Origin of the sequence: Edwardsiella sp. A.80236, from assembly GCF_044540725.1 — a bacterium.
GTDB classification, from domain to species: domain Bacteria; phylum Pseudomonadota; class Gammaproteobacteria; order Enterobacterales; family Enterobacteriaceae; genus Edwardsiella; species Edwardsiella tarda.
Map to the genome: position 1 here is coordinate 1 of NZ_JBIUCY010000010.1, position 12,409 is coordinate 12,409.

At 58.8% G+C, this 12,409-nt stretch carries 8 protein-coding genes; 4 read left to right on the forward strand and 4 right to left on the reverse strand.

What is annotated here, in order from left to right:
• Together ACEQFP_RS09845 and metH are read left to right on the forward strand one after the other, a co-directional pair.
• On the forward strand, positions 1-194 hold a 194-nt coding region (locus tag ACEQFP_RS09845; RefSeq protein WP_396464284.1), incomplete at its 5' end, for a hypothetical protein.
• Between the two features lie 52 nt (positions 195-246).
• Positions 247-3,930, forward strand: a complete 3,684-nt coding sequence (gene metH / locus ACEQFP_RS09850) for a methionine synthase (protein ID WP_109579259.1) — start codon at positions 247-249, stop codon at positions 3,928-3,930.
• Positions 3,931-3,975: 45 nt separating this feature from the next.
• On the opposite strand, the gene lysC is transcribed toward metH, so the two are convergent.
• Positions 3,976-5,337, reverse strand: coding sequence for a lysine-sensitive aspartokinase 3 (gene lysC, locus ACEQFP_RS09855; RefSeq protein WP_370558311.1), 1,362 nt, complete (start codon positions 5,335-5,337; stop codon positions 3,976-3,978).
• Positions 5,338-6,167: 830 nt separating this feature from the next.
• On the opposite strand from lysC, the gene pgi reads away from it, so the two are divergent.
• Positions 6,168-7,817 carry a glucose-6-phosphate isomerase gene (gene pgi / locus ACEQFP_RS09860; protein ID WP_047060615.1) on the forward strand — a complete coding sequence of 550 codons (1,650 nt, stop codon included), beginning with the start codon at positions 6,168-6,170 and terminating at the stop codon, positions 7,815-7,817.
• Positions 7,818-7,887: 70 nt separating this feature from the next.
• On the opposite strand, the gene ACEQFP_RS09865 is transcribed toward pgi, so the two are convergent.
• Positions 7,888-9,135: a dicarboxylate/amino acid:cation symporter gene (locus ACEQFP_RS09865; protein ID WP_047060613.1), complete on the reverse strand. Its 1,248-nt coding sequence runs from the start codon at positions 9,133-9,135 to the stop codon at positions 7,888-7,890.
• Between the two features lie 243 nt (positions 9,136-9,378).
• Here ACEQFP_RS09865 and psiE point away from each other — a divergent pair, with 243 nt between their 5' ends.
• A complete protein-coding gene (gene psiE, locus ACEQFP_RS09870) occupies positions 9,379-9,786 on the forward strand; it encodes a phosphate-starvation-inducible protein PsiE (RefSeq protein WP_005280759.1) in 408 nt (135 codons plus the stop codon).
• 71 nt (positions 9,787-9,857) lie between these two features.
• Here psiE and malG read toward each other — a convergent pair whose 3' ends face one another.
• Together malG and malF are read right to left on the reverse strand one after the other, a co-directional pair.
• The gene (malG, locus tag ACEQFP_RS09875; protein ID WP_005280762.1) at positions 9,858-10,748 is read right to left on the reverse strand and encodes a maltose ABC transporter permease MalG; all 891 of its coding nucleotides are present in this window, start codon (positions 10,746-10,748) and stop codon (positions 9,858-9,860) included.
• 14 nt (positions 10,749-10,762) lie between these two features.
• A complete protein-coding gene (malF, locus tag ACEQFP_RS09880) occupies positions 10,763-12,334 on the reverse strand; it encodes a maltose ABC transporter permease MalF (protein ID WP_005280765.1) in 1,572 nt (523 codons plus the stop codon).
• Between the last annotated feature and the right edge of the window lie 75 nt (positions 12,335-12,409).

Here is a 12,409-nt window from a genome sequence, read left to right on the forward strand (position 1 = left end):
TCCTGCTCCTGCTCCTGCTCCTGCTCCTGCTCCTGCTCCTGCTCCTGCTCCTGCTCCTGCTCCTGCTCCTGCTCCTGTCGCTGCGTTTTGCGGCCTGCTGTGGTCGCATCGTAGATGAAAAAGCCTCAACTGGCGTGCCGCCACTCTCCCTAACAGCTGTGCTAGGATGGAAAAAACGGGGGATTGCTGCATAAACCACCGGGGAGATGAGGCAGCCTGCTGCCGACACTGGGACAAGGAGTGAGAGTGAATACGACGCTTGAACGGTTGCGCCGCCGCTTAGAAAAACGGATTTTGTTGTTGGATGGCGGCATGGGCACCATGATCCAGCGCTATGGGTTGAGTGAGCAGGACTTCCGGGCCGATCGCTTCGCCGACTGGCCCTGTGATCTGAAGGGGAATAACGACCTGCTGGTATTGACCCGGCCCGATATTATCAGCGCCATCCACTATGCCTACCTCGAGGCTGGGGCGGATATTCTGGAGACCAACACCTTTAACGCGACGCGCATCGCGATGGCGGACTATCGCATGGAGGCGCTGGCACCGGAGATCAACTATCAGGCCGCCTGTCTGGCGCGCGCCTGCGCCGATGAGTGGACGGCGCGAACGCCGCATCAACCGCGTTTCGTCGCCGGTATCCTTGGGCCGACTAACCGGACGGCCTCGATCTCGCCCGAGGTCAACGATCCCGCCTGCCGTAACATTACCTTCGATCAGCTGGTCGACGCCTATCGTGAGTCGGCGCGCGCGTTGATCGAGGGCGGGGTTGATCTGCTGATGATCGAGACGGTCTTCGATACCCTTAACGCCAAGGCGGCGGTGTATGCCTTGGAGTGCGAGTTCGCCGAGCTCGGGGTGACGCTGCCGGTGATGATCTCTGGCACGATTACCGACGCCTCCGGGCGTACCCTCTCCGGCCAAACCACCGAGGCATTCTACAACTCGTTACGTCATGCCCGGCCTCTCTCCTTTGGTCTCAACTGCGCCTTGGGGCCGGAAGACCTACGCCAGTATGTGGCGGAGCTATCACGCATCGCTGAGTGCTACGTCAGCGCTCACCCCAATGCTGGGCTACCTAATGCCTTCGGCGAATATGATCTGTCGCCGCAGGCGATGGCGCAGCAGATCGCCGAATGGGCCCAGGCGGGCTACCTGAATATCGTCGGTGGCTGTTGCGGTACGACGCCCGAGCATATCGCCGCCATCAGCCAGGCGGTGCGTAACATCGCGCCCCGGACGCGCCCACTACCGGCGCGCGCCTGCCGTCTGGCCGGATTGGAGCCATTGACCATCGACGAGCAGACTCTGTTCGTCAACGTTGGTGAGCGCACCAACGTCACCGGTTCGGCGCGCTTCAAACGCCTGATCAAGGAGAACAACTACGATGAGGCGTTAGAGGTCGCACGCCAGCAGGTGGAGAGTGGGGCGCAGATCATCGACATCAACATGGATGAGGGGATGCTGGATGCCGAGGCGGCGATGGTACGTTTCCTCAATCTGATCGCTGGCGAACCGGATATTGCCCGGGTGCCGCTGATGATCGACTCCTCGCGCTGGTCGGTGATCGAGGCGGGGTTGAAGTGTATCCAGGGTAAGGGGATCGTCAACTCGCTCTCTCTCAAGGAGGGAGAGGCGGCATTCCTTGAGCACGCCCGTCAAGTCCGTCGTTACGGCGCCGCGCTGGTGGTGATGGCCTTCGACGAGCAGGGGCAGGCGGATAGCCGGGAGCGTAAGGTGGCGATCTGTCGCCGCGCCTATCAGCTATTGACCGAACGCCTCGACTTCCCACCGGAAGATATCATCTTCGATCCCAACATTTTCGCCGTCGCCACCGGTATCGAGGAGCATAGCAACTACGCGCTCGACTTTATCGATGCCTGCGCCGAGATTAAGGCGCAGTTACCGCACGCGCTGATCTCCGGCGGCGTCTCCAACGTCTCCTTCTCCTTCCGCGGCAACGAAACGGTGCGTGAGGCGATCCATGCGGTCTTTCTCTACCACGCCATCCGTCACGGCATGGACATGGGGATCGTCAACGCCGGCCAACTGGCGATTTACGACAGCCTACCGGACGATCTGCGCGCGGCGGCGGAGGCGGTGATCCTCAATCAGTCGCCCGACGCTACCGAGCACCTGTTGGCGTTGGCCGAGCGCTATCGGGGCGTCCCAGGGGAGGGTAGCGGCGAGGCACAGCGAGCGGAATGGCGTGACTGGCCGGTGGCCCAGCGCCTGGAGTACGCTCTGGTCAAGGGGATCGGTGAGTTTGTCGAGCAGGATACCGAGGAGGCGCGCCAGCAGGTCGATCGCCCGATCGCGGTGATCGAAGGGCCGCTGATGGCAGGCATGAATCGGGTCGGCGACCTGTTCGGTGACGGTAAGATGTTTCTGCCACAGGTGGTTAAGTCGGCACGCGTGATGAAACAGGCGGTAGCCTACCTGTCACCGTTTATCGAGGCCAGTAAGCAGCGTGGTAGCAGCGCCGGTAAGGTACTGTTAGCGACGGTGAAGGGCGACGTGCATGACATCGGCAAGAATATTGTCGGCGTGGTGTTGCAGTGCAACAACTACGAGATCATCGATCTGGGCGTGATGGTGCCTGCGGAACGCATCCTGCGCGTCGCGCGTGAGGAGCAGGTGGATATTATCGGCCTGTCGGGGCTGATCACCCCATCATTGGATGAGATGGTCAACGTGGCCAGTGAGATGGAGCGTCAAGGGTTTACGCTGCCGTTGTTGATCGGCGGAGCGACCACCTCCAAGGCGCATACGGCGGTGAAGATTGCCCCAGCCTATAGCGGGCCGACGGTCTATGTGCAGAATGCGTCGCGTACCGTCGGCGTGGTGGCGGCTTTGCTATCCGAGGTGCAGCGACCGGCGTTTCTTGCGCGGATCAGCGCGGAATATGAGACGGCTCGTGCCCAGCATGGACGCCGTACGCCACGCACGCCGCCGTTACCCTTGGCACAGGCACGCGCCAACGCCTTGGCGACCGATTGGACTCATTACACCCCGCCGCGCCCGCCACAGCTCGGGGTACAGACGGTGCAGCCGGGGATCGCCACGTTGCGTCGCTATATCGACTGGACGCCATTCTTTCTTACCTGGTCGCTGGCGGGGAAATACCCACGCATCCTCGAGGACGAGGTGGTCGGTGAGGAGGCGCGACGCCTGTTGGCGGATGCCAACCACCTGCTGGATGACTTGGTGGCGAATGCTAGCCTAACGCCGCGCGGTGTGTTCGGCCTGTTTGCCGCCAACCGCTGCGGTGATGATGTGCTGATTTACCGTGATGATACCCGGCGTGAGGTGCTGGCGGTTAGCCATCATCTGCGCCAGCAGAGTAGTAAGCCTAGCGGGGCTAACTATTGCCTGGCGGATTTTGTCGCCACCAAGGAGAGCGGTATCGCCGACTATATCGGCGCCTTTGCCGTGACCGGTGGCTTGGAGGAGGAGCGACTGGCGCAGGCCTTCGAGGCCCAACACGACGACTACCATAAGATCATGGTGAAGGCGTTGGCCGATCGGTTGGCGGAGGCCTTCGCCGAATACCTGCATGAGCAAGTACGTAAGGTGCATTGGGGGTATGCGGCCGACGAGGCGTTGGATAACGAGCAGTTGATCCGTGAGAATTACCGAGGCATTCGACCGGCACCGGGTTACCCCGCCTGCCCGGAACACAGCGAGAAGGCGACGCTGTGGCGCCTGTTAGACGTCGAGGCACAGTGTGGCATGCGTCTAACGGAGTCTTATGCCATGTGGCCGGGGGCTTCGGTTTCTGGCTGGTACTTCAGCCATCCCGAGAGTAAGTATTTCGCCGTGGCCCGCATTCAACGGGATCAGGTGGAGGACTACGCGGCGCGTAAGGGGATAAGACTGGCAGAGGCCGAGTATTGGTTGGCGCCGAATCTCGGTTATGATCCGGAGTGAGTCTGTCGCGATAAGAGAGCCGGCCATTAGGCCGGCTCTCTGCGTTTAGGCGCTGGGGGACTCGAAGAGGTTCGCGTGCAGGGTTTGGACCACGGCGTCGGCAGCCTCGCCCGGCACCAGGAAACAGAGGTTGTGGCTGCTGGCGCCGTAGCAGATCATGCGAATATTGAACGGCTCCATGACGCCGAATACCTGGCGGCCGACGCCGCAGGCGCTGCTGAGCTGGTTGCCGATCAACGCGACCAGCGCTAAATCCTGCTCCACCTCGACCCGGCATAGCGAGGAGAGCTCCGTCAACAAGGCGCTGGTCAACAGGCTGGCGCCACCGGTACAGGAGCCTGTGGTGTCTAGGGTGAGGGCGATGCTGACCTCGGAGGTCGTGATCAGATCGACCGATAGCTGGTGGCGTGCCAGAATACCGAACACCTCGGCCAGGAAGCCACGCGCATGCAGCATATTCAGGCTGTGCAGCGTCAGCAGGGTCTGCTGGCGGCGCAGTGCCAGTGCGCGGAATAACGGTGGTTGTGCGCTCTTATTGCACACCAGCGTGCCGCCCGCGCCGGGATCGCGACTGGAACCGACGAAGACCGGAATATCGCTGCGCACCGCTGGCAGCAAGGTCGCCGGATGGAGGACCTTGGCACCGAAGGTCGCCATCTCCGCCGCCTCGGAAAAGGCGATCTCATCGATACGTCGTGCACCCGGCACAATGCGTGGATCGGTGGTGTAGATCCCCGGCACATCGGTCCAGATGTCGACCCGGCTGGCATTCAGCGCCTCCCCCAGTAGGGCGGCGGTATAGTCGCTGCCGCCGCGTCCCAGCGTGGTGGTGCGCCCCTTACTTTCGCTGCCGATGAACCCCTGAGTGATGATTAAGGCGTCGTTTAAACGTGGCGCCAGGTATTGTTGCGCCAGCGCCTGCAGTTGCTCCTGATCGGGTTCGGCCTTCCCGAAGCGATCGTCGGTACGCATGATCTTGCGGATGTCGAACCACTCGGCGGCCACGCCCCGCGTACGCAGCAATTCACTGAACAGCAGCGTCGACATCAGCTCGCCATGGCTGACTAGCTCATCGGTCAACGCCGCAGAGGTCGCCAGAGAGGCCGCCTCGGCCAGCATGGCGATGTTATCCAGCATGCTGGCGATTTCGTTACGTACGACCGTGCTGTCGGGCAGGGCGTGCAGGATCTCCTCATGGATCCGTGCGATCTCGTCGAGTAAGCGCTGCCGCTCGGTGCTATCGCGTCCCTCGGCTAAAGCGATCAGCTGATTGGTGACGCCCGCAGCGGCGGAGAGCACCACGACACGCACCGCCGGGTTGGACAGGATGATATCGGCGCAGCGCAGCATGGCATCGGCGTTCGCCACGCTGGTACCGCCAAATTTCGCGATGATTGTCTGTTGCATGTTGAGCCTCGTGTCAGGGTGGCCGGTGTCCCTGTTGGCCGGCCTCACAATCCATTAGCCCGACGCAGGGCGCGCGCTAACCGGGTGAGCCGTGGCGTCGTGCCACGGCTTCGCCATGATTCCACCTTACCATTGATTCCCGAGGTGACGGGGGCAAGAGGTCGTCGCCCCCCCTCTGGGGCCCAGGCGACTGCAGCGCGATCGATCGTAGCAACGGTGATATGGCATGAGCCGCCACGGCGCAGAGACAACACTTGGGCCTGTACACGGGATATACAGGGCGTTTTTTAGAAATAACGGCTTATGGTGAGTGTGTCAATGGCATGGGGATGAGTGATTTTCAATTTAGCGCCATGGATATTACCGTTACTGATTATTCATTTTAATTAATTGATATTAAAGAAAATAAAATAACCAGTTACTAATTAGCTAGCGCCAGAGCATGTCCGATAGCGATTACTTCGACTAATGATGCCGCTGAAAAAAGCAGCACCCTGACCTTTCCTGCGAGGTACGGTAGATGTGGCGAGAAAATGTCATTATTCGCATCGCTGTGCGTTGTTGATCCGGGGAGGTAAACACAGCTTGCTGAATGGAGTCAGTCTCAGGCAGTATCAGGGGTGAGAGTTTTGGCTGATCGCCATAAAAGGGGTCGCAACATGGCGTGAATTGGATACAATTTAACGCACGTAGGAAAAGATGAACCGGTACCCTATGCCGTCATCCCTGTGTTCCCCCGGGAACGGCGATTATCCGGAATGAGCGAGGGGCTTTCGTGTCTGAACGCGCCTCGGAAACCACCGACCGTTACTCAAGTAAAAGGCGTCGCTATGAAAAATATCAATCCGACCCGTACCGCTGCCTGGCAAGCGCTGCAGCAGCATTTCGAACAGATGAAATCCGTGCACATGCGCGATCTGTTTGCCGCAGATGCTGACCGTTTCTCTAAGTTCTCTGCTACGTTTGACGATCAGATGCTGGTCGATTACTCCAAGAACCGTATCACCGCAGAGACCCTGGAAAAGCTGCAAGCCTTGGCGCGTGAAACCGATCTCTCCTCGGCGATCGCCGCCATGTTCGCCGGTGAGAAGATCAACCGCACCGAGGATCGCGCCGTGCTGCACGTGGCGTTGCGTAACCGTAGCAACACGCCGATCTATGTCGACGGCCACGATGTGATGCCGCAGGTGAATGCCGTATTGGCGAAGATGAAGCAGTTCTGCGCCCGGGTCATCGGTGGCGAGTGGAAAGGGTATAGCGGTAAGGCGATTACCGACGTGGTCAATATCGGTATCGGTGGCTCCGACCTCGGCCCTTACATGGTGACCGAAGCCCTGCGCCCCTATAAAAATCACCTGAATATGCACTTTGTCTCCAACGTGGACGGTACCCATATCGCCGAGACGCTGCAGCGTCTGGATCCGGAGACCACGCTATTCCTGGTGGCCTCTAAGACCTTCACCACCCAGGAGACGATGACCAACGCCCATAGCGCGCGTGATTGGTTCCTCCAGGCGGCTGGCGATGAGTGCCATGTAGCCAAACACTTCGCGGCACTCTCCACCAATGAGCAGGCGGTGTCGGCGTTTGGTATCGATACGGCCAACATGTTTGAGTTTTGGGACTGGGTCGGTGGCCGTTACAGCCTGTGGTCTGCCATCGGCTTGTCCATCGCGTTGAGTATCGGTTATGACAACTTCGAACAGTTGTTGAGCGGCGCGCACGCCATGGATCGCCATTTCGCCACGGCACCGTTGCAAGATAACCTTCCGGTACTGTTGGCGTTGATCGGTATCTGGTACAACAATTTCTTCGGTGCCGAGACCGAGGCCATCCTGCCTTACGATCAGTATATGCACCGCTTCCCGGCCTACTTCCAACAGGGCAACATGGAGTCCAACGGTAAGTATGTCGACCGTGAGGGTCAAGTGGTGGATTATCAAACCGGTCCAATCATCTGGGGTGAGCCGGGCACCAATGGCCAGCATGCCTTCTACCAGTTGATCCACCAGGGCACGAAGCTCATCCCGTGCGACTTTATCGCGCCGGCCATGAGTCACAATCCATTGGGCGATCACCACAGCAAGTTGCTGTCGAACTTCTTCGCTCAGACTGAGGCGTTGGCCTTCGGTAAGTCGCGTGAGGCGGTCGAGGAGGAGTTCGCTAAGGCCGGTAAGAGTGCGGCGGAAGTGGAGCACATCGTACCGTTCAAGGTGTTCGAGGGTAACCGTCCGACCAACTCCATTCTGCTGCGAGAGATCACCCCGTATAGCCTGGGGATGCTGATCGCCCTGTACGAGCATAAGATCTTTACTCAGGGCGCGATTCTCAACATCTTCTCCTTCGATCAGTGGGGGGTTGAGCTGGGTAAACAGCTAGCGAACCGTATCCTGCCTGAGCTGGGTGACGCGCAGCCGGTACATAGTCACGACAGCTCGACCAACGCGTTGATCAACCGCTTCAAGGCGTGGCGGGCATAACGCGACATTCGCCGCGACGCTCAATGAAAAACCCGGACTGGTCCGGGTTTTTTTACGTCAGAGATTGGCCTTATTCGACCATCGTTAGCCGGCGTTGTAGCCAAGCCTTCCCTTCGACAAAGCGGGTCACCAACATGGCGCATACCGTGTTCCCGGTGGAGTTGAGTAGGGTCGCTGGAATGTCGATGATGGTGCTGATGATCATGATGGTGCCGACCAACTCGGGAGAGAAGCCGAATACGGCGCAGATCATCAGCTCGCCGGTCATACCGCCGCTCGGAATGGCGCCCATTACGGCGCCGACCAGGAAGGCGACACTGATGATCGCCGCAATACTCATCGGGTCGCTCATGTCGCGGCCGAACAGGGTGAACAGGAAGACGATCTTGATGATACCGCCGATCACCGAGCCATCCTTATGGGTATTCGCCCCCAGCGGGATCACCGTTTCGGCGATATCGGCAGGTACGCCCATCTTCTTGCTTGCCACCAGGTTGACGGGAATACAGGCGGCGCTAGAGGCGGTGGCGATGGCGGTGATGGCCGGGGTAAACACGTTACCCCAGAATAGGCGGATCGCGGGGCGGCCGCCGGCGATGAAGGCATACAGGGTATTGGCGCCGAAGAAGTAGATCACCGTCAACACTAAATAGAGCAGGAAGGCGTTCAGATAGCCATGGATGATCTGTGGCCCGAGCGCCCCGACGGTGGCGGCGAAATAGCAGCCTAACCCCAATGGGGCGGCGTACATGATGATCTTCACCATTTTCAAGATAACCGCGGTACCGGCGCTGAGAAACTGGGCTATCGGTTGCCCCTGTTCACCGCTCAGCGCGGTCGCCAGGCCGAACAGGATGGCGAAGACAATCAGGGGTAGCAGGTTCGACTTGGTAAACAATTGCAGGAAGTCGGGAACGGTAAAGGTGGAGACGATCACCTCGCCCAGCCCCCGACTCTGCACCTGGGGAGCCGCCGGTAGATGGGCGATCAACGCCTGGGTATCCACATTGTGGAATGGATTAAACAGATGGGTACCGGTGAAGCCGATCAGGGCGGCGAAGAGGGCGGTGGCGATAAATACCGAGAAGACCGTCCCCATGATCTTGCCCAGGCGTGACATCTGGCGCATCTCGGCGATGGAGGCGGCGATACTGAGAAACACCAATGGCACGATCACCACGAACATGAGGTTAAGAAATAACTCGCCGATGGGTTGTACCAGTGTCGCCCGTTCACCGAACAGGACACCGGCCAGACCGCCGATGAGGATGCCGAGTAGCAGGCAGAGGGTGAACGAGTAGTGTCGGAGTATATGCATTGTATGGGTATCCCTGTCGAACCGTTATTTTCCGCCGCATTGCGTCGGTTTTTTTGTTATGCCATGTGGCCTCTCATCATTATCGACCCTGTTATCTGGAGCGCCAAGTCTCAGCGTGTCGAGCGTCGTCATTTGCACCATGGCTTACTGCCCGCTTTTTTTGTGACTGGGGGATGGACGGCTAAACGGCAATATTGTTAACTAGCTCACGTTATAAGCCTTTTGCAAGCGAGGAGTTAGCTTATGCCAGCAACCGAACACGCCAACCGGGTGGCCAAGGTGTTGCAATGGATCTTGAATATCGGCCTGATAGCGTTGGCGGCAATTTTGGTGATCTTTCTGGGCAAGGAAACCGTCACGTTGGCGGGCGTCTTGTTCGATGCCAATCAGAACGCATCGACCTACATGCTGGTGGAAGGGATCGTTATTTATTTCCTCTACTTCGAGTTTATTGCCCTGATCGTGAAGTATTTTCAGTCGGGCTATCACTTCCCGTTACGCTACTTCATCTATATCGGTATTACGGCCATCATTCGGCTGATCATCGTCGATCATGAGAGCCCGAATGATACGTTGATCTACTCTTTCGCCATCCTGGTGCTGGTGATCGCACTGTATCTGGCGAATACCGATCGCCTGAAGCGCGAATAATAAGGAAAAAAAGGGCGGCCCGTAGGCCGCCAGTTACGCACACAGGTTACTGCTTTTTTTAAGGGTAACGCTTAACCTTTCACTCCCCCGGCGGTTAGCCCACCGACTAGCCAACGCTGCGCCAGCAGGAAGACCGCGGTGATCGGCAGTGCGGAGAGAACCGCTGCCGCGGCGAAATCGCCCCAGAGATAGTTTTGTGGATTGAGGTACTGTTGCATGCCGACCGCCAGCGTGTAGGTGTTGACGTCACGCAGCAGCAGCGAGGCGACCGGCACCTCGGTAATGGCGGCGATGAAGGAGAGAATGAACACGACCGCCAGGATCGGCACAGAGAGCGGCAATAGCACCAGACGGAATGCCTGCCACGGCGTCGCACCATCTAACGCCGCCGCCTCCTCCAACGAACCGTCGATGGTTTCGAAGTAGCCCTTGATGGTCCAGACATGCAGCGCGATCCCCCCCATGTAAGCGAAGATCACCCCGCCCAGCGTATTCAAGCCGAGGAACGGTACATACTGACCGATGCGATCGAAGAGGGCGTACAACGCGACCAACGACAGTACCGCCGGGAACATCTGGAAAATCAACATCCCTTTCAATAGTGAGGACTTACCGCGGAACTTCATACGGGCAAAGGCATAGGCGCAGGTGGTGGAGAGTGCCAGGATGCCGATGGCGGTGGTCACCGCGACCTTGATCGAGTTCCATAGCCACAGCAGCACGGGGAAGGGCGGCGGCGTCACGCTGCCGTCCGGCCCGGTCACGCTGATGCCCAGTGCCAACTTCCAGTGCTCCCAGGAGATGGTATCCGGGATCAGACTGCCGGTGGCGAAGTTGCCCGGGCGCAGTGAAATGGCGATGACCATCAGCAGCGGAAACATGATCAACGCGATGAACAGGATCATCAGCAGATGAGTCAGCCACAGGCGATAGCGCAGGGATTGGGGTTGAACCATGGCCATAATCAGACGCCTCCTTAGTCAAAATTCATTTTGCTGGCTTTCAGGTTGAGGATGGCCAACGCACCGACCAACAGGAAGATCAGGGTGGCGATGGCGGCCGCCAGGCCAAAGTCCTGCCCGCCGCCGCCTTCGAAGGCGATACGGTAGGTGTAGCTGACCAGCAGGTCGGTATAACCGGCCGGCGTCGAGGTGCCGAGCATGTCCGGTCCGCCATTGGTTAACAACTGGATCAGAACGAAGTTGTTAAAGTTAAAGGCGAAGCTGGCGATCATCAGCGGTGTCAGCGGTTTGATGAGCATCGGCAAGGTGATACGGAAGAAGTTTTGCAACGGGCCAGCACCATCCATCGCCGAGGCTTCATACAGATCCTCCGGGATCGCCTTAAGCAGCCCCATGCACAGGATCATCATGTAGGGATAGCCCAACCAGGTATTGACGATCAGGATCATACACTTAGCCGTAAGCGGATCGCTGAACCAGGCCGGGCGAATGCCGAACAGTTGGCTGAGCATCATGTTGATCTCACCGAAGCTCTGGTTGAATAGCCCTTTGAAGATCAGGATCGAGATGAACGCAGGTACCGCATAGGGGAGGATCAACATGACGCGGTAGAGCGCGCGTCCACGCAGTGACTCCCATTGCACCACACAAGCCAGAACCATACCGACGGCGACGGTGAATACGACCGTGAGTACGGAGAAGATGATCGTCCAGATAAAGATGCTGATGAAGGGCTGGCGGATGCCTTCATCGTTAACGACCCGCAGGAAGTTTTTCCAGCCCGTGGAGACGGTGAAGCCTGGACTGAGGCGCTCACTGCGCCAGTCACCCTCGGCATTGACCGCCTGATAGAAGCCGCTCTCTAGGTTGGGGCGATAGGTGATGCCACTCTGGTTATCCGTCAGACTCTGACCGTCCTCACCCAAGGTGTAGAGCGGGCGGCTGGCGGCGAACTGGCGCAGCGAGCTCATGCGCAACTGGGCGCCATCGGGGAGTAGGGCGACCAGGGAGTTAAGCGACTGACGGTGCTGGGTGACGACGCGTAGCGTCGCGGCTTGGTCCTGCGGCGCCTGATCGACCGCCGTCATGGCGATGTGCTGATCATCTTTCGCCAGGTTGAAGGGGGCGGAAAGGTAGTGTTGGCCGCTCTGGGCATCGTTCAGCAGCAGACGCCAATTGTCACCGTCAGGATACAGGTGAAAGCCATAGACCTGTCCGCTGGTGAACATGCGTTGTAATAAGACAGACTGGGCCCGCTCCTGGCTGAGCTGGTTGGTGCTGCTGTAGTTGGTAAACGCGATAGCGATAGTACAGATCAGCGGGAACAGGACGAACAGCCCCATCCCCGCCATGCCTGGATAGACATAACGCCAGGCATAGGTGCGGCGATTGGCGAAGATATACAGCCCGCTTCCCAACAGGATCAGGGTCAGCATGGCGAATAAATATTCCCCTTGGGAATACATAACCACGGTCAGGTAGCCGGTTACTAGCGTGAGTATGCCGACCGCCAGCCATTTTAACCCATTGCGTAGGCAGAGCCGGCGGGGTTCGGCGGCTGGATATTCAGTTTGGGATAGTGACATGGGCACGCCCTCATTCTACTTGCCACACCGGTGACGGCGCGCCGAAAGGGCGCTTTTGGCAGCGGGTTAATGCGA

Bases quoted from the DNA above. Each gene is read 5' to 3' on its own strand.
- lysC (WP_370558311.1), bottom strand. From the start codon at position 5,337: ATGCAACAGACAATCATCGCGAAATTTGGCGGTACCAGCGTGGCGAAC.
- pgi (WP_047060615.1), top strand. From the start codon at position 6,168: ATGAAAAATATCAATCCGACCCGTACCGCTGCCTGGCAAGCGCTGCAG.
- ACEQFP_RS09865 (WP_047060613.1), bottom strand. From the start codon at position 9,135: ATGCATATACTCCGACACTACTCGTTCACCCTCTGCCTGCTACTCGGC.
- psiE (WP_005280759.1), top strand. From the start codon at position 9,379: ATGCCAGCAACCGAACACGCCAACCGGGTGGCCAAGGTGTTGCAATGG.
- malG (WP_005280762.1), bottom strand. From the start codon at position 10,748: ATGGCCATGGTTCAACCCCAATCCCTGCGCTATCGCCTGTGGCTGACT.
- malF (WP_005280765.1), bottom strand. From the start codon at position 12,334: ATGTCACTATCCCAAACTGAATATCCAGCCGCCGAACCCCGCCGGCTC.